This window comes from Stenotrophomonas chelatiphaga (assembly GCF_032054965.1).
In the GTDB taxonomy this organism is placed as follows: Bacteria; Pseudomonadota; Gammaproteobacteria; order Xanthomonadales; family Xanthomonadaceae; genus Stenotrophomonas; species Stenotrophomonas chelatiphaga.
Genome location: NZ_DAMBRS010000015.1, coordinates 21,671 through 42,326, shown reverse-complemented (window position 1 = coordinate 42,326; position 20,656 = coordinate 21,671). Strand labels below are relative to the sequence as shown.

Here is a 20,656-nt window from a genome sequence, read left to right as displayed (position 1 = left end):
GCTCGGCGAGCGCAGCGGCAAAGGCGTGACGACCAACGGTCGTCACCCACCAGGACCAACGGTCCTCACCCACCAGCGCAGAAGCTGACGGCCAGCGGCCGTCACTACCTGCAGCGGCCGTCACTACCCGGCCAGCGGCCGTCGCTACCTGGGCGCGGACGCGGTGTCCGGTGCGAACTGCAGGCGCGTCCACACGCCGTAATGGTCCGACGCCCAGCGTCCGCCTTCGTCGGGCTGGTCGAACAGGATCTTCGCCTCGCGCGCCAGCAGTTGGTCCTGCTGGAAGAAGATGTGGTCGATGCGCGATGGCGCCTCGAAATAGTGCCGGTTGAGCGTGCTGACCTGCGCCAGGTCATTGTTGATGTGCACGCTACCGTAGCTGTCGCCGTAATGACTGCGCAGCTCGCTCAGGTCACCCGCATCGACCATCGCATTGAAGTCACCGGCGATCACCACCGGCGCACCCGCCGAGGTGCTGCTGATGAAGCGCAGCAGGTCTTCCACTTGGGTGCGGCGGGTCTGGATGCCCTTCTCATCGGAACGTTCGTTGAGGTGCGTGGCGTAGACATTGACCGGCCTGCCATCGACCTCGATGCGCAGGTGGCCCACGGTGCGGTAGTCAGCCAGTGGCTGCAGCAGGTGCTGGCCGCGCGCCAGTACCGGCCGGCGCGTCAACAGCGCATTGCCGTAGCGCTTGGCCGCCCCGGGCGGGTCGGTGGATACGAACAGGTACGAATAGCCCAGTCGAGTGGCCAGCCATTCGGCCTGGTTGCGCACGTTGCGCTTCTGGATCACCTCCTGCAGCGCGATCGCATCCGGCTGCAGGCGCTGCAGTTCGGCCAGGATGGTCTTGCGTCGCTCGGGCCAGTCCTCGCGGTCATGGTGCAGGTTGAAGGTCACCATGCTCATGCCTGCCTCGCGCGTCGCGCTGACCGGCGCGCTGTTCAACCCGGCGACCGCGGCACGCGGCGGAGCATCCGCCGACAGCGCCACACCCGGCAGCAGCAGTGACACGCACACGGCTGCACCGAGCAACGTCCGCACGACACCCTGCGTGCCCTCCCCGCCCCTCACCCGCATGCTGGTCACCCCTTGCGTTCGGCCCGGCGCACGGCGGCCGGGACCTCGATCTCGATCTTCGCCGGCACCTGGTGCACGTGCAGTTCGCCGCCGATCCATTCGACCGGCTCGCCATTGATCGTGGTCGCGCCGGGCTCGCCCGCATACGGCCACGGCAGCACCAGGCCACCGGCTGGCGGCAGCACGCCGGCACCGACGTCCAGCACCAGTTGCCTGTCGCTGCGTTGCAGCCGGTAGTCCAGCTGGCCCTGCGGCGTGCGCAGTCCCTTCACCGCGATGCCCTGCCCTTCGAACCAGCGCACCGGCACACCCGCGGCCAGCACCAGCGACTGGTCCACGTCGCGGTTGTAGGCAAACATGTCCAGCGCCGAACGCACGAAGTCCGAAGCCACCCAGGCATGCGGCAGGTCGCCGACGAAGAACGGCTTGCGCGGCGTGCGCGACACCACCTCGGCCCACTGGTTCCAGGCCTGCGGCGAGCGGTCCTTGAAGAAGAATTCGGTGGCCTGCCAGGCGCGGTCACGCCAGCCCAGGCGCACGAAGGCGGCGACGTTGCGCCATTCGTAGGGGGTGTAATCCTTCCACTCGCGCTTGCCGTCGCGGCGTGCCACGAACTCGGTCCAGTAGCGCTGGAAGGTGTTGTCCAGCTGCGGCTGCGGCAGGCGACCCTGCTCACCGCCGGGCGCCAGTGCGATGGTGGTGGAGGTCGCATCGAAGTCGCCCAGCTCCGCCGACCCCGGCAGGAAGTCGATGCGATGCTGGTCCATCGCCGCATACAGCGATGCCTGCAGGTCGGCGCGGAATTCATCGCGCGCGCCGGTGATCGCCAGCACTTCCATCTTCTGCAGGCGCTCGGCGATGATCCCGGCGTCCTTGTAGCCGCGCAGCGCCCAGAAGTTGTCCCAGTACGAATGCATCGGCTTGGCCGAATAGCCTTCGTGGCTGATCGAGGCCGGCATCATCCCGTAGAACGCCGGATTGCGCGCGCGGTTCTCTTCGGTGCGCTCGCTGGCGCGCAGCCGTTCCATGTAATGGAACGCGCCCACCACGTGCGGCCACATCGCCTCCAGGAAGGCATCGTCACCGGTGTAACGCCAGTATTCGGCGATGTTGTAGATCAGCTCGCCGTGGCTGTCGTTTTCCGGCACCGGGTCACTGCCGCGGTCGTCCACGCAGCACGGCACCTTGCCGTTGTCGAACTGGAACGGGGCATACCACTGCACGTAATCGCGCACCGCATCGCTGCGGCCCATGCGCAGCAGGCCTTCGGAAATCATCGCGCCGTCGCGGATCCAGCTGCGCCCGTAGGACCGCGTACCGGGCTGCAGGCGCGGGCCCACGCGGGAAATCAGCATGTGCGCCAGCGCCGTGCGCAGCGTGTCGGCCAGCGGCTGGCCCTCGCGCGGCAACTGCAGCTGCAGGCCATCCAGCTTCTGCCGCCACATCGCCGCCACCTGTGCCTGGGCTTTGCCGGCGTCAAAACCGCGCGGATTGAAGCTGCCGACCTGGGGCAGCACCAGCGCCACTTCGCGGCTCTGTCCCGGCTCCAGCTTGAACGTGTACAGCAACGCGCCGGATGCCATGCCGGTCGGGTCCTTCACCGAGGTGGTGGTCGGCAGCGTGCCAGCGGCCAGGTGCATCACCTCCAGCTTGCCGTCGAACGGGGTGGCGAAGCGCGCATCCGGCGTCTGCACCGCATACAGCCGCGGCTCGCCGTTGACCTTCACCAGCCCTTCTTCCACATCCAGGCTGTCGATCCGGCTGAAGCCGCCGACGGTGTTGAGGAACTGGGTCGGCGGATTGACCTGCCAGGGGCGGATCGCCAACGCCAGGGTGTATTCGTGGGCCACCTTGTCCGGGTTCTTCAGCGAATAACGGGCCACCAGCTGCGAGGTGTCCGGCGTGCCCTGCACGAAACCGGTGACCGACAGCGACGCCTTGTCATGCTGCCAGTCCACGCTGGCGATCGGCAGGTAGCTGTCCTGCAGCGACTGGATCGGGCTGACATCGGCCCAGCTGACCAGCTTGCCGTCCAGCTTCAGGAACGGCTCCACGCTGAAGCTGCCACGCGCCATTTCCAGCGCGCCGTCTTCGCTGATCAGCGCCTGTTCGCGGCCGCCATCCAGTCCCAGCAGGGTCCAGCTCGGCTGCTCGCCCACGTACGCGCGCGGCAGCGAACCACGCGGCAGGTCGGCGGCCACCGATGACAGGAACGCATTCGGGGTGGCGGCGAAGGCCAGCGGCTTCAGCGCGATATCGCGGATGCCATAGCGCCAGTTCGGGCCGCCCTGCAGGTCGAAGCGCAGGTAGCGCGCATCGGTTTCCGGCAACGCCAGCCAGTCACGGCCACCACTGCCGGCGGTCACTTCGCGGATCGTGCGCCAATCGCGCCCGTCCTGCGAAGCGCGCACGGTGTAACGCGTGGCCTCCAGGCCGGGCAGCCAGTCGATGACCGCCCCGCCCACTTCGCGCGGCTTGCCCAGGTCCAGGCTGATGGTCTGCTGCTTGACCCCGCCACTGACCCAGAACGTATCGGCCTTGCCATCGATCATGCGGTCCTGCAGGGCCGGGGCGGTATCGGCCAGCACCTCCGGGTGCAGCGCCGAATCATCCTGCGCGGGCAGGCCCTGCAGGGTCAGCTTGTCGAAGCACACCGTGCCGCGGCCGCCGACCTTGCTGTAGATGGTGAACTCCATCGACGCGCTGCGCTTGAGTTCCTTCTCCGGCGACGGGCCCCAGGCCTTGTCGATGTGGCGCTTGCGGAACTCCACCGGGGTCCAGGCCTTGGGGAACGCGTAGCCCGGGCGGTTGACCCACCACACGTTGTCACCGCTGGCGTCGATCAGCTTGAACTGCAGATCGTTGGCCGGCGAATCCCCGCGCAGCTGGAAGCCGAAGCGGTAGTTGGCCGGGTAGTCGATGTTCAGCGCGCGGCGCACGCCGACATAACCGGAGACCTCGTGGAAGTTGTAGTCCAGGCACATCGCGCGGCCGCCGCCGGCACCGGCGACGTTGCGCAGCGAGCCGCTGACCTGGTCGGACAGCACCAGCGTCCATTGGCCCATGTCGTCGAAATCGTCGATGACCTTCGGTGCGGGAGCGGCAGGAGGCGGGGCAGCAACTGCCACGCAGGACCACAACAGCGCCAGGCCGGCGACGATTCGACGATTCACCCTTTGACACTCCCCAACATGAGACCCTGGATGTAGTACCGCTGCAGCAGCAGGAACAGCGCGAGCACCGGGATCACCGTGACCACCGCGCCGGCCATCATCATCTCAACATCCATGATGTGTTCGCGTGACAGCGTGGCCAGCGCCACCGGCAGGGTGTAGTGCTCCTGGTCGGTCAGCACGATCAGCGGCCACATGAAGTCGTTCCACGCGCCCATGAAGGTGAAGATGGACAGCGTGACCAACACCGGCTTGAGCATCGGCAGCACGATCTGGAAGAAGATCCGCAGCTCCCCTGCCCCGTCCATGCGCGCCGCTTCCAGCAGTTCGTCCGGGATGGAGCGCGCGTACTGGCGCACCAGGAAGATGCCGAACACGGTCGCCAGCGCCGGCACGATCACCCCGCCGAAGCTGTTGACCAGGCCCAGCTGCTTCATCAACAGGAACAGCGGCAGCATCGCCACCTGCGCCGGGATCACCAGCGCCGCCATCAGCACCTGGAACAGGCGGTCACGGCCGACGAAGCGCAGCTTGGCGAAGGCGTAGCCAGCCATCGTGTTGAGCAGCAGCGACCCCAGCGTGATCGCCACCGACACCAGCAGGCTGTTGGCGAAGTTGACGCCCATGCCGGTGCGCGCGAACAGCTCGTGGTAGTTGCTGAAGGTGACCTGCGAGCCCACCAGCGGCGGCGGAAACTGCGTCGCCTCGCCGGCCGGCATCACCGACACCGACACCATCCACAGCAGCGGCGCCAGGCTGACCAGCGCCAGCACCAGCAACCCGCCGTTGATCCACCATCCGTGCCAGCGTGACTGGCCGATTTCGCGACTCATACCATCTGCCTTTTGCGCCCGAAGCGCAGCATCACCGAGGTCACCGCCAGGATGATCAGGAACAACAGGAACGCCACCGCCGATGCACGGCCGAGGTTCCACCACTTGAAGCCTTCTTCGAACATGAAGTACAGCACGCTGACGGTGCTCTGCAGTGGGTCGCCGCGGGTCATCACGTAGGGTTCGGCGAACAGCTGGAAGTAGCCGGACACGGTGATCACCCCGACCACCAGCAGCACCGGGCCGAGCATCGGCAGGGTGATGTGCAGGAACTGCTTCCAGCGCGACGCGCCGTCGATGCGCGCGGCCTCGTACAGGTCATGCGGGATCGCCTGCAGGCCGGCCAGGAAGATCACCATGTTGTAGCCGAAGTTCTTCCACACCGCGAACAGCATGATCGTCGGCATGGCCCAGTCCGGATCGCCGAGCCAGTCGATCGGGCTGATCCCGATGTGCCCCAGCCCGTAGTTCACCAGCCCGTAGCTGGTGTGGAACAGGTAGCGCCAGATCACTGCCACCGCCACCAGCGTGGTCACCACCGGGGCGAACAGCGCGGTGCGGAACAGGGCCTTGAAGCGTGCCGCCGGGGCGTTGAGCAGGATCGCCGCGCCGAGCGACACCGCGATGGACAGCGGCACGCCGATCACCACGAAGTACGTGGTGTTCCACAGCGATTTCCAGAACATCGGCGTCTGCAGCAGGTCGATGTAGTTGCCCAACCCGACGAAACGCAGGTTGGCGCCGTCGGCCAGCGAGTACAGGTCGAAGTCGGTCACGCTCAGCGCCAGCGCCGAAGCCACCGGCAGGCCGAAGAACACACCCAGCACGATCACCGCCGGTGCAGCGAAGATCCAGCCGGCAAGCGAGGAACGGTTCATGGCTGGCCTCCGGTGGCCACGGGCGCGACATCGCGCTGTTGTTCGATCACCTGCTCATGCATCCAGCGCCGCTTGGCCAGCACTTTGTCCACGCGGTCATCGAGTTCAGTCACCGCAGCATCCTGCGCCTGCCCGCCGCGCACCACTTTTTCAGTGACGATGCGCATTTCCTGCACGATGCGCTCCCATTCCAGCACCTTCGGCGTCGGCTTGACGCGCTCGAGCTGGTCACGGAACGCCGCAGCCAGCGGATCACCGGCCAGCGACGGGGCCTGCCAGGTGCTGCGACGTGGTGGCAGGTCGCCGATGATGGAATGGAAGCGTTCCTGGATCGCCGGCCGCGACAGGAACTCGATCAGCTTCCACGACGCTTCCTTCTGCTGCGCCTTGCGGAAGATCACCAGGCTGGTGCCCCCTGCGATGCCGGCACCAGGGCCGTCCGGACCCGGCAGTGCGGCAGTGCCCCACTTGCCGGCCAGTTCCTTCGGTTCCAGCTTCTTGAACTCGCGGATGTTCCAAGGGCCGGAGATGTAGAACACATTGAAGCCGCGGAAGAACTCGTCCCAGACGTTGGAGATCTGGGTTTCGGACATCTTCGGTGCCCAGCCCTTTTCAAACATGTTGGCGTAGAAACCCAGCGTGCGGCGGAAGCCGGGGCTGCGGAAGTTGCCGCGGGTATCGTCATCGCGCAGCAGCGGATCGGGCTGCTGCAGGGCGAAGGACAGCTGCTGCTCGAACTCGTTGATCGGCATCAGCACCGCGTAACGGTTCGGGCCCTGCATCTTCTTGATGTCGGCCATCTGCTGTTCGAACTCGGCCCACGTGCGCGGTGGCGCATCGTGGCCGGCCTGCGCGAGCAGATCCTTGCGGTAATACAGCAGGCGGGTGTCGACGTACCACGGCACGCCGACCACCTCGCCATGGATCACGTTGGTGTCCCAGATGCCGGGGAAATAATCGGCCGGTTCGACCACGCTGGAACGGTCGATGTACGGCTGCAGCGGCTCCAGCGTGTTGAGTTCGGCGAACTCCGGGATCCAGGTGTTGCCGAGCTGGCAGACATCGGGCAACCCATCGGCGGCGAAGGCGGTCAGCAGTTTTTCGTGCGCGGCCGTCCACGGGATGTTCTGCACGTCCACCCGGATGCCGGGGTTCTCCGCTTCGAACTCGTGGATCAGCTCGGCCACCACTTCGGCCTCGCGCCCCATCGCCCAGAAGCGCACCGTGGTGCCCTCTTCCTTGCGCGCGCAGCCCGCCAGCACCAGGCCCGCCACCAGCGCGGCGACCCAGCGCAGGCGACGGCCCGGGGACGTGTTGTTCGTTGCCAGCTCCGGCTTACTTGCCCGGGTTGTTGTTGCGCGATGCATTCTTCTGTTCCTGTGCCGCGGCGGCGCGTGATTCTGCAATGCCGACCGCGCGTGCGTCGGCGGCCTTCTCGTCTTTTTCCAGCTGCAGCGGCTGCTGTTCGCCTTCCGGGGTCAGCCAGCCGCCGCTGAAACCAGCGCGCTCCAGCCCCTTGCGGATGTGCGGGTTCTTCTTCATCACCTCCCACACGAAATCGTTGCGGTAGTTGGCGATCATGGTCAGGATCGGGCCCTGGTCGATGCCGATGTAGTCACTCGCCACCCAACCGCGGTCGGGCACCATGCGCCCGGTCTTGATCGGGATGTCGTAGTTGAAACTCGGGTTGAACGAATCCAGGAAGCCGTAGCTGGAATAGATGTAATCACCAAAGCGCTTGTGCATTTCCTGGGTGGCCGGGATCACTTCTTCCGGCGCGAACACGATGGAGGAAATGGCCGCGGTGGGGGCGATGGTGCCGTCGTCGAAATTCTCGCGCAGGCCGGCGCCGCGCGAAGAGTAGTGGCGGAACTGGCGCTGCTCGCCACGGTATTCCTGGGTGGTGTTCTGCGGGCCGTCGCTGGCAGTCAGGCCCCAGACGTTCTGGCCGTATTCCTTCCAGTTCATCGGGTTGCTGATCGCATACTCGCGCTGGGCCAGCGCGGCCGAACGGCTGTTGAGGAAATAGGTGCTGCCGCGTTCGCGCATGTAGGCGTCCTGGATATCGCGGAAGTCGATCCAGACATGGCTGTACTGATGGCCGAACAGCGGACCGAAGGACAGGTATTCCTGGCCCTGGTAGACGCCCCAGTCGTTGTCGTAGGTGCGCGTCCACACCGTCCAGGCATCCGGGCTGACCGGATGGGTCGGCGAACCCAGCGCCAGGATGTAGACGATCATCGCCTCGTTGTAGCCCATCCAGTCGTGTTCGATGGTGCCGCTTTCCGGGAACCAGCCCATCGAGATCAGCGGCGAACGCTCCTGCAGCCACGGCCAGTCCACGCGCTTGTACAGGGTCTCGGCGATGTCACGGATTTCCTTCTCGCGCGAATCGCCGCCGTCGTAGTACGACTGCGCGAACAGCACGCCCATCATCAGCAGCGCGGTATCCACCGAAGACAGTTCCACCCAGCTGTCGTAGCGGTGGCCGTCCTGCATGTCCAGGAAGTGGTAATAGAAGCCTTTGTAACCGCCCTTGCCGGTGCGCTGCGGGCCCATCGGCACATCGCGCAGGAAGCGCAGCGTGGTCAGGGTGCGGTCCACCGCCTGGTTGCGGCTGACCCATCCGTTTTCGATGCCGATCGGATAAGCGGTCAGCGCGAAGCCGACCGAGGCGATGCTGGCGAACGGCCGCGAGGGATAGCGGTCCGGGGTCAGCCCGTTGATCTCATTGCTGGTGTCCCAGAAGAACTGGAAGGTGCGGCGTTCGATGTCATCGAACAGCGGCGGCAGCTCCGGCTTCATCGGGCGCGGTGGCAGGTCGGCTTCGACCAGGATCACCTGCGGGGCCGGCTTGGCCGGCTCGGGCGCGGCCTGCGGCTTGCAGCCGGCGGCGGCCAAGGTGATCGCGGCAATGGTCAACAGGTGGCTTACCCGCATCGGCCCCTTCCTTTTGTGCTGTTCAAGAATGGAGAGCATAACGTCCAATGACCTGAAATCGTTTACAAACGCGTCCCGAAAAAAAACCACCGCAGTGGTTGGACGCCAACGCTCATTGCCCAGCCCACTGCCCCCTCCAGGGCAGTGGGCTGGACAATGGACGGGCCCGAAGACCCGCCATTGCCTTCCCACGGTACCGCCCGCAGGCGGTACCGCGTGGTGCATCAGGCGTTCCGGATCAGAACCGGAAGCCGACTTCCGCCTTCACCTGGCGCGGCGTACCGACGATGTCGCCGGTTTCGTTGTAGCTGGCCAGCAGCTTGCCGTTGGTCTTGGTGTAGTTGTAGTTGGAGAAGTTGTCGAAGTTGAACACGTTGATGATGTCGATACGAGCGTACAGCTCGGTCTCGTGCGCCATCTTGAACGTCTTCGTCGCCTGCAGGTCGACCGAACGGTAGCCGAAGATCTTGCCACCGAGCAGGAACTTGCCGTTGCCGTTGGGCACCGCGGCGCCCGGGGTCGGCAGGTCGAAGCCGGTCGACTGGGCGACCGGGTACCAGTCGTTCACCGCGGTCGGGGTGGCCAGGGTGACCTTGCCGCCGAAGGTGATGCCCCAGAAGCCCGCGTACGAACCGGTGACCACCAGGCGGTGGCGCGGCGCGCCGTTGGAGCGGATGGTCGGGTAGTCCTCGATCAGGCCGCGGTCGAAGGCGTACTTCTCGTTGATGTCGCGGTTGTGGCGTGCGGTCGTCCAGGTGTAGGCGATCGAGGAGCCCCAGCCGCTTTCCTGGGTGAACGGCTTCTGCGCCGACAGCAGGACCTGGGTCGCGCGGGTCTTGATGCCCTGCTGGCCGATGATCAGGCTGCCGAAGCCCGGCACGTTGCAGCTCCAGGCCTGGCTCAGGCCCGGATCGCTGCCACCGCACAGACGCGGGTCATCGAAGAACTGGCCGGTCGGGTAACGGTTGCCCAGGGTGAAGGCGAAGCCGTCGTAGCTCAGGGTGCGGGAAATGGTGGCATCGGTCAGCCACTCACCGACCTGGTTGCTCATGCCGAAGCTGAACTGATCCGAGTACGGCACCTTCAGGTTGTTGTTCAGCAGGTCCACTTCCAGGCCGGCGTTGCTGGTCGAACCGACCAGCGCCTGCAGGTTGCCGATGCCGTTGAGCAGGTTCGGGTTCCAGTCATAGCAGGCGGCCTGGCCGTTGAGGCAGGTGCCGGTGTTCGGGTTGCGGAAGTAGATGGTCGGCTGCGGCAGCGCCAGCTTGGTGGTTTCCAGCTGCAGGTTGTCGAACAGGTCGCGATCGTAGGAACGACCGGCACCGCCGTGGAACACGTGCTGCTCGTCGGCGTTGATGTCATACGAGAAGCCGATGCGCGGCTGCCAGGCATCCTTGAACGCCTTGCGGTTCTTGCCGGTGCTGATGTAATCGCTGATGTCCAGGCCGCCCAGTGCCAGCGAATCGGCGTAGGTCTGGCCGGCGGCAGCGCGCGGATCCTGCGAGTAGATCGCGTCGACCACCGCCTGCGGGGTCACGAAGTCCAGGTAGGCCGGGGTCTTTTCGTAGTCCCAGCGCAGGCCGAGGTTCAGCTGCAGGTGGTCGTTGACCTGCCAGTCGTCCTGGATGAACAGGCCGATCTGCTTGGACTTGGAACGCACTTCGCCGGACACGCCCGACACGCCGGTCACCGGCTTGACGAACTGCGCCTTGTACGGGATGTCGGACGGGAAGTCCGGATCGCCCAGGGTGTAGGTGAAGGCCGGGTTGATCTGTGCCGCATCCGATGCGTACAGGTCGATTTCCTTGTACTTGGCGCCCATCTTGATGGTGTGGTCGCCGTTCCACTCGATGCCATCCAGGGTCAGGTTGTCTTCGATCGCCCAGCCCTTCTGGCCCTTCACCTGCGAATCCAGCGCGGAGGCGCCACCGATCTTGACCAGGGTACGGTCTTCGGTGCCGTCCGGCGCGGTGTAGGTGTAGCCGTTGCCCAGGGTCAGCGGGGTCGGGTTGTTGAACGAATCTTCATGGGTGAGCATCAGTTCGTTGTAGTAACGCTCACCGCTGTGGTTCCAGCGCAGCGCGTAACGACGGTCGGTGTTGACCACTTCACGGCCGGCTTCCGGCGCGGTCTGGCCACTGAACTGCTGCTGGGTCTCGTCGCGATCCTGGAAGCTCAGTTCGATGCGATCGTTGTCGGTCGGCTCGAAGTCGATCTTGGCGAAGATCAGGTCCTGCTGGAACGGCTGGCTGGCCGGGCCGAGGCCGGCGGCGGCGTCTGCCGGCAGCAGGCCGATGCGGTTGGTGACCGAGCCTTCCGGGGCGATGGTGACCGGCAGGTCGAAGCGCTTGGCTTCGTAGGTCACGAAGAAGTGCGCCTTGTCCTGGACGATCGGGCCACCGAGCGCGAAGCCGTATTCCTTCTCGGCCGACGCTTCCTTGGTCTGGCCCGGCTGGCGCTCCGCCGGGGTCTTGGCGCGCATGTCTTCGTTGGTGTAACGGTAGAAGGTTTCACCCTTGAACTCGTTGGTACCGGACTTGGTCGCCGCGGTCACGGCCGCGCTGGACACCTGGCCGTATTCGGCCTTGTAGTTGCCGCTGATGACCTTGTATTCACCGATCGCCAGCTGCGGGAACGGGTTGCCGGCGCTGCCGGACTGGCCGGCCACGCCGCCGCCCTTGACGTAGCTCTTCTGGCCCACGCCGTCGATGTAGACGTTGGTGCCATCGGCATTGGTGGCACCGCCACGCAGGGAGGTGTTGCCCTTCGCATCGCGGGTGAAGATCAGGCCCGGCACGGCGTCGGCGAACTCCAGGAAGTTGCGGGAGACCTGCGGGGTGGTCTGGATCTGCTGCAGGCTGACGGTCTTGCCGACTTCGGAGGTGCGCACTTCCTGCAGCAGGGTCGGGGCGACCACGGTCACCGCGTCCAGGGTGGTGGCATCGCCGGCCGGAGCCGCCGCTGCCGCGCCGCTGAAGTTCAGCGTGGCGGCCGAGGCCACGGTCACGGTGACCTTCTGCGTCTGGCCATTGGCCACCACGTCGTAGGTGCCCGGATCCAGGCCCATCAGCGAGTAGCTGCCGTCAGCGCGGACGGTGCCGCGACGGGTGGTGCCGGTGGCCACGTTGGTGGCGACCACTTCGCTGCCAGCCTGGGCCGAAGCAACGGTGCCGCGCAGGCTCGCGTTGGCCGACTGGGCCATCACGTCCGGTGCTGCAGCGATGGCCAGGCAGCTGACCAGGGCGCACGTCAGCAGACGGCGAGCCGGCATCCGACGATGGTGATTGAACTGCGTCATGAAAATCTCCGGGGGTGGTGGCGACCGCGATGGCCGCCCCTTTCATGTCAAACAAAAAATGGAATCGCCTCTGGCTTCAACGGCCGGATGGCGTGTGGGTTTGGGTCCTGCGGGAAACACTCTTGCTTGAATCACGCACGATCAGCTTCGGCACAAGCGTCTGCTTGTCACCCGCGCTTTCCGTGCTTTTTGAATCCATCAACTGCATCAGGCGCGTCATCGCCATGTCACCGAGCTCGGCGATACTCACCTGCATCGTCGTCAACGACGGGTGAACGAAACGGGCCAGCGGAATGTCATCGAAACCGGCCAGCGCCACGTCATCGGGCACCTTCAGGCCCGCCTGCGCGAACGCATACAGGCAGCCCAGCGCCATCATGTCGTTGGCCGCGAATACCGCATCGGGCAGCGTTCCGGCTGCCAGCAACTCCTGACCGGCACGATGGCCGGAAGCTTCGTCGAAATCGCCGGGCAGCTCGATGCCCTGCGCATCACTGCCAAAGGCAGCCAGCGCATCGCGGAAGCCCCGCAGGCGTTCGCGCGCATCGTAGTTGGAGTCCGGGCCTGAAATGAAGGCAATGCGGCGGTGGCCGACGTCGAGCAGGTGGCGGGTCATCGCCACGGCGCCAGCGTGGTCATCGATGCTCAACACAGGATGGTCCTGGTCGGGCAGGTAGGTATTGATCAGCACCGTGGGCAGCGACTGCGGCAGGTTGTCGGTCAGGAAACCCGGGCTTTCCGCATACGGGGACAGCACCAGCAGGCCATCGACCCGGCCGCGCATGGCACGCAGGGCCGCACCCTGCTGTTCCTGGTCGCCGTGGTAACTGGACACCAGCAGGTGCTGGCGGCGGATGCGGGCGATCTGGTCGATGCCGCGCATCAGTTCGGAGAAGAACTCGCCATACAGGTCGGGCAGCACCACCCCGACGGTATTGGTGCGCCGGCTGCTCAGGCTGCGGGCGGCGGCGTGCGGGGTGTAGCGCAGGCGCGCAGCCACCTCCAGCACCAGTTGGCGAACCGGCTCGGCGACATTTTCGTGTCCATTGAGCGCGCGCGAAACCGTGGCCACGGAGACCTTGGCTTCCCGCGCAACATCCTTGATGGTGATCGCTGCCTTGTTCACAAAGTCGCCCTCCACGACTCCAGCCCTACGGCTTGGCGCGGAATGTAAGCGTTTCCAATGTCCGATGTAAACACTTCGTTAGTCCTATAAGTCGTGGGGCGTCCGCCCGCTGTCCACCGCGGGACGCCCCGGGGACGTCACAGGACAGCAAGGGACACCGGATCAGCCAGCCTCGGCCGGGGTCTGCGCACGTATGGAAAGCGCGTGGATATCGGCCTGCATCATGTCGCCAAGTGCAGCGTATACGGCGCGATGTCGTGCAATCTGCCCCATTCCGGCAAACTGCTCGCTGACCACGTGGACGTTGAAATGACCGCGCCCGTCACGCGCGCCGGCATGGCCGGCATGACGGTGACTATCGTCTTCAACATGCAGGTGCACGGGAGCCAGTGATTGCTGCAACGCATCACGGATTCGCTCCATCCGCTCGGCGTTGCTCACGGCAGGACCTTGCGGAACGGGCGGACCTCGGTGCGCACGTAGACACCGGCTGCCACGTAGGGGTCGGCGTCGGCCCATTCGCGGGCGGCGGGCAGCGAGTCGAACGCGGCGATCACCACGCTGCCGCTGAAGCCGGCCGGACCCGGGTCCTCGCTGTCGATCGCCGGGCACGGACCGGCCAGCAGCAACCTGCCCTGCTCCTGCAGGGCCTGCAGCCGTGCCAGGTGGGTCGGGCGGGCGGCGATCCGGGCCGGAAGCACGTCCTGGCCGTCGTAGCCTTCAATTACGTACCACATCGATTGTCTCCTGTTGTCCTGCGGGAACTGGCGCTGATTCTAGCGGCTGCCTGACCACGCGCCGCGCCTGACTGGACACCGCGATTGCAAAGCCGTAACCTGTTTGCATTGCACGTGACTGGACGCAGCGTCCCGTCGGTCCCATGGCCCCGCAGGCCACCGATGATCGAACCGCTGCCCCCGACCAGACCGCGTAGACGACCTCCCCGTAGTTTCGTCGCTGCCGCCAGTGCGGTGCGTCCTGCTTTATTGATGTGTGGAATCGCGCCGATTCCGGCGTGTCCTGGTTTCCGCCATGGCCTGTCAGGCAGTTGCCTGGAGGCAATGGCCGGCACCGCGACCGGTCCGTTGCAATCCTGATGTCCTTTGATGACCTCTGAAACCGCGCTAGACGCGACCCCGTCAATCCGGCCGCCCACCCCACAGCAGCAGGAAATGCCGCTGGCCGTGGTGCATGGGCAACCGGTCCTGCAGATACCGCAGGACCTGTACATCCCGCCGGATGCACTGGAAGTCATCCTGGATGCATTCGAAGGGCCGCTGGACCTGCTGCTGTACCTGATCCGCCGCCAGAACCTGGATGTGCTGGACATCCCCGTCGCCGAGATCACCCGGCAGTACGTGGAATACATCACGGTGATGCGCGAGCTGCGTTTCGAGCTCGCCGCCGAATACCTGGTGATGGCCGCGATCCTGGCCGAAGTGAAGTCGCGGATGCTGCTGCCGCGGCCGGTCAGCGAGGACGGTGAGGAAGCCGATCCGCGCGCCGAACTGGTCCGCCGGCTGCAGGAGTACGAACGTTTCAAGCAGGCCGCCGAGGATATCGACGCCCTGCCCCGGCAGGACCGCGACACCACCGTGGTGCATGCCTTCGTCCCCGACCGCGCGGCGATCCGCCTGCCGCCGCCGGTGGAACTGAAGGAAATGCTGGTGGCCCTGCACGACGTGCTCAAGCGCGCCGAGCTGTTCACCGGGCACGCGATCAAGCGCGAAGCCCTGAGTGTCCGCCAGCGCATGGGCGACCTGCTGGGCCGCATGGAAGAAGGCGTGTTCTACCGTTTCGAATCGCTGTTCACCGCCGAAGAAGGGAAGCTCGGCGTGCTGGTCACCTTCCTGGCCATGCTGGAACTGGCCAAGGAGCAGCTGCTGGATATCGTGCAGGAAGCCCCGCTGGCGGCGATCTACGTCAAGTCGCTGGCGGCGGGAAACACCAATGAGCCGCTGTCTTTCAGCAGCGAATTCGATGACAACGACGCAGCCAACCCGAACGAGTGAGCGCGAATTGCCGATGGATCAACCGCTGATCAACCGAATCGTCGAAGGCGCGCTGCTGGCATCGCCGCAGCCGCTGACCCTGGTGCAGCTCAAGGAGCTGTTCCCGGAAGACGAGCCGGCGCCGGCAGGCAGCGTGGAACGCGCACTGGAAACCCTGCGCGAGGCCTGCGTCGAGCGGGGCGTGGAACTGGTGGAGGTGGCCTCCGGCTTCCGCTACCAGGTCACCGCCGAGGTCCATGGGCATATCAGCCGGCTGTGGACCGAGCGCAAGACGCGCTACACCCGCGCCACGCTGGAAACGCTGGCGCTGATCGCCTACCGGCAGCCGATCACCCGTGGCGAGATCGAACAGGTACGTGGCGTTGCGGTGAGCAGCAACATCATCCAGGCCCTGGAAGAACGTGAGTGGATCCGGGTGATCGGCCACCGCGATGTGCCTGGCAGGCCGGCGCTGTTCGGCACCACCAAGGGTTTCCTGGATTATTTCGGCCTCAAGCGCCTGGATGAACTCCCGCCGCTGTCCGAGCTGAAAGACCTGGCCGAACTGGAACCGCAGCTGCCGCTGGGGCCGGATGGCCAGCCCGATGCACCGCTGCCGGCCGCGGCCGCCAGCCCGGGCGCAGCCGCCAATGATGACGATGCCCCCGCCCCCGGCGGCACCGACGAAGAAGGCATCCCGGCCGCCGCAGGCGCCGATGCCGGACCCCTACCCCCTGCCGCGCCCGTCGCGGCAGACCCTGATGAGCAAGCACCTTCGCCCAGCGACAACGGGCACCCCGACACCGCGCCGGGCACGCGCGCGGCGCCAGTGAACGAGAGCGAAGACAACGCCGTCGCGAAGACGACCGTGGCTGTTGACCTAGCCGATTCCGAACCAGAGGCCGACGATGAAACGTCGGCCGGAGCCAAAGTTAATGAGTGATACCCCCCGCAAGCTGTCGTTGAACAAGCTGTCGCTGAAGCGCGAAGCCACCTCCGAACAGTTCAAGCTGGAAGAACGCCTGCACAAGGTGCTGGCACAGGCCGGCCTCGGTTCGCGCCGTGCGCTGGAACAGCGCATCGCCGAGGGCCTGGTCAAGGTCAACGGTGAAGTCGCGCAGACCGGCATGTCGGTCCGCAGCGGCGACCGCATCGAGCTGGATGGCCGCGGCTTCGTCGCCACCGCCCTGGCCGAGCCCTCGCGCGTGCTGGTCTACAACAAGCCGGAAGGCGAAGTGACCACCCGCGAAGATCCAGAAGGCCGCCCGACCGTGTTCGAGTCGCTGCCGGCGCTGAAGGGCGCCCGCTGGATCGCCATCGGCCGCCTGGACATCAACACCACCGGCCTGCTGCTGGCCACCACCGACGGTGAACTCGCCAACGCGATGATGCACCCGTCCTTCGAAGTCGAGCGCGAGTACGTGGTGCGCGTGCGCGCCCCGGAAGGCCAGGAAAAGGTCGACGACAACACCATCCTGCGCCTGCAGCGTGGCGTCGCGCTGGAAGACGGTCCGGCCAAGTTCGATGAAGTCGAGCGCATCGGCGGCACCGATTCGCACGACTGGTTCCGCGTGGTGGTCAAGGAAGGTCGCAACCGCGAAGTCCGCCGCCTGTGGGAATCGCAGGGCTGCCAGGTCAGCCGCCTGAAGCGTACCCGCTACGGCACCGTGAGCCTGCCGCGCGAACTGACCCGTGGCCATTCGGTGGAACTGCCGACCGCCCAGGTCGAAGCGCTGCGCGCCAAGTTGAACCTGGAAGAAGGCGCACCGTCCGCGCTGACCCTGCAGCCGGTGATCGGCCAGCGTCGCGCGGCCAAGACCACCGTGCGCATGGGCCGCGAAGGCGGCCGCGGCACGGCCTACGTCAACGGCCACAACACCGCCGATGAAGGTCGCGAGCTGCGTCGCTTCGACAACGTCCGCGAAGATCGCGGTCGTGGTCGCGGTGGCAAGGGCGGCGGCGGCTTCAAGGGCGGCCTGACGGTCAGCGGTGAAGCCGCGGCCAAGCAGTCGCAGCGTCCGTTCAAGGCGCGCCCGCAGAAGAATGACCGTGGCCTGCCGGAAGGCAATCCGGCGGCATTCCGCAGCTGGTACGTGCCGGACGGCGTCAGCACCGGCCCGAGCGGCCACCGCAACGCCGGTCCCGGCGCAGCGCGCGGCCCCGGTGCCCGTGGTCCGGGTGGTCCGGGTGCGCGCGGCCCCGGTGCGCGCGGTCCGGGCCAGGGCGGTGGTTACGGCCAGGGCCAGGGTGAAGGTGGTCGTGGCGGTTACGCCAAGCCGAAGTCGCCGGGTGCCGGTGGCAATCGCGGTGGCCAGGGCCAGGGCGGCCAGGGCAACAAGCATCCGTATGGTCACCCGGGCAACGCACCGTCGTTCCCGTCCGACCATGCCAACCCGGGCTTCAGCCCGTACGGCAGCACCCCCCGTCCGGCCAGCGGCAATCGCGGCCCGGGTGGTAATCGTTCGGCCGGTGGCCCGGGTGGCAACCGCGGTCCGGGTGGTCCCGGTGGCAACCGTGGCCCCAGCGGCCCGGGCGGCAACCGTGGCCCGGGTGGCCCCGGTGGCAACCGTGGCCCGGGCGGTCCGGGTGGCAACCGCGGTCGCGGTGGCCCGCGCGGCGGCTGATCCCCTCGCGTGATGCATCAAAAAACCCGGCTTCGGCCGGGTTTTTTGTTGCCTCGTCAGCGTGACGGGTACTGACGGCCGCTGGCCGACGTGCCAGGTTTCTCGGTAGTGACGGCCGCTGGCCGTCAAACAAGTCGCGATGACGGCCAGCGGCCGTCACTACCCCGCCCTCAGCGCCGTTCGATCGTGAACGCCGTGCCGTCGATCCCCAGGTCCCAGCCCTTGCCGGTACCGGCCAGCGCCAGCGAGATATCGCCCTTGGTCATCGCCACCGCACCGCTGGAGCGGACCGCGCCGGCATGCGCGCTGACCGCCGCATACGTGCCGAACAGGTCATCCGGGGAGTAAGCGCCGCTGAAACGGCCCGTGCCATCGACGATCTTCGACTTGCCCACGGTCAGTCCACCGCCCTTGACCTTCAGCGTGACCGGCATGCGCATGCCGTTGTCGCAGGTGATCGTCCCGGTGCCGGAGGCGGTCTTGTAGAACACCGACCAGCCGGACAGGTCATAGCGCAGGCTGCACTCGATGTTACCGGCAGCCTGTGCGGCGGGCGCAACGAAAGCCGAAACGAACAGCACAGCCATCAGGGAAACAGCGTTCTTCATCGTCGGGAAACTCCGGGTTTCATGATGCGCCGAATCTAGCAGCGCGCCGCCCCGTCAGGACAGGGGCGGCGGCCCCCATCCCGGGCGCGGTTCAGCCGGCGCGCGGCGGCGGATCCAGCTCGAAGCGGTCCGCGTCCAGCATCGCCGGGAAGCGCGCGCGATGGGCAGCCAGCGCCTGCGCCGACAGCGTGGTGGTCACCACCTGCTCGACTTCGCGCACTTCCACCTGCGGCTGGCCGAGGTAATCGATGACCGCGCTGTCGCCGGCGTAGTGCAGGTCGTTGCCGTCCACGCCCACCCGGTTCACCGCCGCCACGAAACACAGGTTTTCGATCGCGCGTGCGCGCAGCAGCGTCTTCCACGCATAGGCGCGCGCCGAAGGCCAGTTGGCGACGAAGATCTGCAGGTCGAAATCCAGCTGCCCTGCCCGTTCCACATCGAAACGGTTGCGGCAGAACACCGGGAAACGCAGGTCGTAGCAGACCTGCGGATTGATCCGCCAGCCCTTCCATTCCACGCTCAGGCGTTCATGTCCGGCGGCATAACGTTCGTGTTCGCCGCCGTAGCGGAACAGGTGGCGCTTGTCGTACTGCTGCAGGTCGCCGTCCGGGGTAGCGAACAACAGCCGGTTGTAGACCGCATCGCCTTCGCGCAGCTGCACGCTGCCGGTGACCGCGGCGCCCAGTTGAACCGCCTGCTCGACGATCCACGCCACGGTCGGGCCGTGCATGTCTTCGGCCTGGCTGATCGCCGCGTTGGAAAAGCCACTGGTGAAGGTTTCCGGCAGCACCACCAGGTCGGTCGTGCCTGCCAACGGCGCCAGCAGCGCGGCGTAATGCGCGCGGTTGCCGGCCGGATCGTGCCAGCGCGTATCGCCCTGCACCAGGCTGATGCGCAGGTCCTGCGGTGCGCCGCTCACAGCCGCTGCAACCGTTCGATGGCCGCATCCAGCGTGGCTTCGTTCTTGGCAAAGCACAGCCGCACGATGCGCTGGCCAACCGGCGGCGTCTCATAGAACGGCGACAGCGGGATCGCCGCCACGCCCTTTTCGATGGTCAGCCACTTCACGAACTCATGGTCGGGCAGGTCGCTGATCGCCGAATAATCGACCAGCTGGAAGTAGCCGCCCGGCACCGCCAGCGGCACCAGCCGGGTCTGCGCCAGCTGCTCGCGGAAACGGTCGCGCTTGGCCTGGTAGAACGCCCCCAGTTCCAGGTGATGCTGCGGCTCGTCGCGGATCATCGCGGCGAAACCGTACTGCGCCGGGCCGAAACTGGTGAAGGTGTTGTACTGGTGGACCTTGCGGAATTCCGCGCTGAGTGCGGGCGGTGCGATCGCATAGCCGATCTTCCAGCCGGTGCAGTGGTAGGTCTTGCCGAAGCTGGAAATCACGAACGCGCGTGCGCGCAGTTCCGGGTGGCGCAGCGCCGATTCGTGGCGGCGGCCGTCGTAGATGATGTGCTCGTACACCTCATCGGAGATCAAGTAGATGTCGGTGCCACGCAGCAGGTCGGCCAGCGCCTGCAGGTCGGCCTCGGCCAGCATCGCCCCGGACGGATTGTGCGGGGTGTTGACCATCAGCAGGCGCGTGCGCGGGGTGATCGCCGCGCGTACGCGGTCCCAGTCCACCGCGAAGGTCTGCGGGTCCAGCGGCACGTGCACCGCGCGCGCGCCGGCCAGGTCGATGGCCGGCTCGTAGCAGTCATATGCCGGGTCCAGCACGATCACTTCCTCGCCGGCACGCACCACGGCGTGGATGGCATTGAAGATCGCTTCGGTGGCGCCACTGGTGACGGTGATTTCGGTATCCGGATCCACCTGCGCGCCGTACAGGTCCAGCGACTTCTGCGCGATCGCCTGGCGCAGCGGCGCCACTCCGGTCATCGGCGGGTACTGGTTCAGGCCTTCGGCCATCGCGGCGGTGGTGGCATCGATCAGGCGCTGCGGCGCGCTGAAATCGGGAAAGCCCTGGCCAAGGTTGACGGCGCCGTGTTCGGCGGCCAGCTGGGACATCACGGTGAAGATGGTGGTGCCCACCTTGGGCAGCTTGGTCTGCGGTTGCATCGGCCTGTGCGGGGTTGGAAGACAGGCATGTGAGTGTAGCG

General features: G+C 66.4%; 16 protein-coding genes. 3 read left to right on the top strand and 13 right to left on the bottom strand.

Translation table 11 applies throughout. The features are described from left to right. Positions 1–144: 144 nt before the first annotated feature. The 10 genes from RTX79_RS15840 to RTX79_RS15795 form a co-directional block, all read right to left on the bottom strand. A complete protein-coding gene (locus RTX79_RS15840; protein ID WP_312684716.1) occupies positions 145–1,080 on the bottom strand; it encodes an endonuclease/exonuclease/phosphatase family protein in 936 nt (311 codons plus the stop codon). Positions 1,081–1,085: 5 nt separating this feature from the next. Beyond that, a complete protein-coding gene (locus tag RTX79_RS15835; protein WP_428696020.1) occupies positions 1,086–4,253 on the bottom strand; it encodes a discoidin domain-containing protein in 3,168 nt (1,055 codons plus the stop codon). Continuing rightward, complete coding sequence (locus RTX79_RS15830) at positions 4,250–5,086, bottom strand: carbohydrate ABC transporter permease (protein ID WP_309685035.1); 837 nt, start codon at positions 5,084–5,086, stop codon at positions 4,250–4,252. Before RTX79_RS15830 ends, RTX79_RS15835 begins: the two co-directional genes overlap by 4 nt. Next, positions 5,083–5,964 (bottom strand): carbohydrate ABC transporter permease, encoded by an 882-nt coding sequence (locus RTX79_RS15825; protein WP_057506835.1) that lies wholly within the window; start codon positions 5,962–5,964, stop codon positions 5,083–5,085. The genes RTX79_RS15830 and RTX79_RS15825 overlap by 4 nt, the downstream gene beginning before the upstream one ends. Then, the gene (locus tag RTX79_RS15820; RefSeq protein ID WP_428696022.1) at positions 5,961–7,259 is read right to left on the bottom strand and encodes a sugar ABC transporter substrate-binding protein; all 1,299 of its coding nucleotides are present in this window, start codon (positions 7,257–7,259) and stop codon (positions 5,961–5,963) included. Before RTX79_RS15820 ends, RTX79_RS15825 begins: the two co-directional genes overlap by 4 nt. 40 nt (positions 7,260–7,299) lie before the next feature. Continuing rightward, positions 7,300–8,904 (bottom strand): glucoamylase family protein, encoded by a 1,605-nt coding sequence (locus RTX79_RS15815; RefSeq protein WP_057506836.1) that lies wholly within the window; start codon positions 8,902–8,904, stop codon positions 7,300–7,302. A 238-nt stretch (positions 8,905–9,142) separates the two neighbouring features. Then, complete coding sequence (locus tag RTX79_RS15810; protein ID WP_057506837.1) at positions 9,143–12,202, bottom strand: TonB-dependent receptor; 3,060 nt, start codon at positions 12,200–12,202, stop codon at positions 9,143–9,145. A 76-nt stretch (positions 12,203–12,278) separates the two neighbouring features. Next, the gene (locus tag RTX79_RS15805; protein WP_123699774.1) at positions 12,279–13,343 is read right to left on the bottom strand and encodes a substrate-binding domain-containing protein; all 1,065 of its coding nucleotides are present in this window, start codon (positions 13,341–13,343) and stop codon (positions 12,279–12,281) included. Positions 13,344–13,490: 147 nt separating this feature from the next. Next, on the bottom strand, positions 13,491–13,751 hold the full coding sequence (locus RTX79_RS15800) for a BolA family protein (protein ID WP_312684747.1): 261 nt from the start codon (positions 13,749–13,751) through the stop codon (positions 13,491–13,493). A 14-nt stretch (positions 13,752–13,765) separates the two neighbouring features. Beyond that, positions 13,766–14,065, bottom strand: coding sequence for a YciI family protein (locus tag RTX79_RS15795; RefSeq protein ID WP_312684711.1), 300 nt, complete (start codon positions 14,063–14,065; stop codon positions 13,766–13,768). A gap of 369 nt (positions 14,066–14,434) precedes the next feature. On the opposite strand from RTX79_RS15795, the gene RTX79_RS15790 reads away from it, so the two are divergent. Genes RTX79_RS15790 through RTX79_RS15780 form a run of 3 tightly spaced genes read left to right on the top strand, consistent with a single transcriptional unit; the run spans position 14,435 to position 17,943 of the window. Then, on the top strand, positions 14,435–15,340 hold the full coding sequence (locus tag RTX79_RS15790; RefSeq protein ID WP_057506841.1) for a segregation and condensation protein A: 906 nt from the start codon (positions 14,435–14,437) through the stop codon (positions 15,338–15,340). A 13-nt stretch (positions 15,341–15,353) separates the two neighbouring features. Continuing rightward, positions 15,354–16,262, top strand: a complete 909-nt coding sequence (gene scpB / locus RTX79_RS15785) for an SMC-Scp complex subunit ScpB (protein WP_312684710.1) — start codon at positions 15,354–15,356, stop codon at positions 16,260–16,262. Beyond that, complete coding sequence (locus RTX79_RS15780) at positions 16,255–17,943, top strand: pseudouridine synthase (protein WP_312684709.1); 1,689 nt, start codon at positions 16,255–16,257, stop codon at positions 17,941–17,943. Before scpB ends, RTX79_RS15780 begins: the two co-directional genes overlap by 8 nt. Before the next feature lie 170 nt (positions 17,944–18,113). Here the strand turns inward: RTX79_RS15780 and RTX79_RS15775 are convergent, their stop codons facing one another. From RTX79_RS15775 to RTX79_RS15765, 3 genes are all read right to left on the bottom strand, one after another. Further along, positions 18,114–18,551, bottom strand: coding sequence for a hypothetical protein (locus RTX79_RS15775; protein WP_312684708.1), 438 nt, complete (start codon positions 18,549–18,551; stop codon positions 18,114–18,116). Positions 18,552–18,642: 91 nt separating this feature from the next. Next, entirely contained in the window at positions 18,643–19,470 is an 828-nt protein-coding gene (locus RTX79_RS15770) for an amidohydrolase (protein WP_057506845.1), read from the bottom strand. Beyond that, entirely contained in the window at positions 19,467–20,615 is a 1,149-nt protein-coding gene (locus RTX79_RS15765) for a pyridoxal phosphate-dependent aminotransferase (protein WP_312684706.1), read from the bottom strand. The genes RTX79_RS15770 and RTX79_RS15765 overlap by 4 nt, the downstream gene beginning before the upstream one ends. Positions 20,616–20,656: the final 41 nt, after the last annotated feature.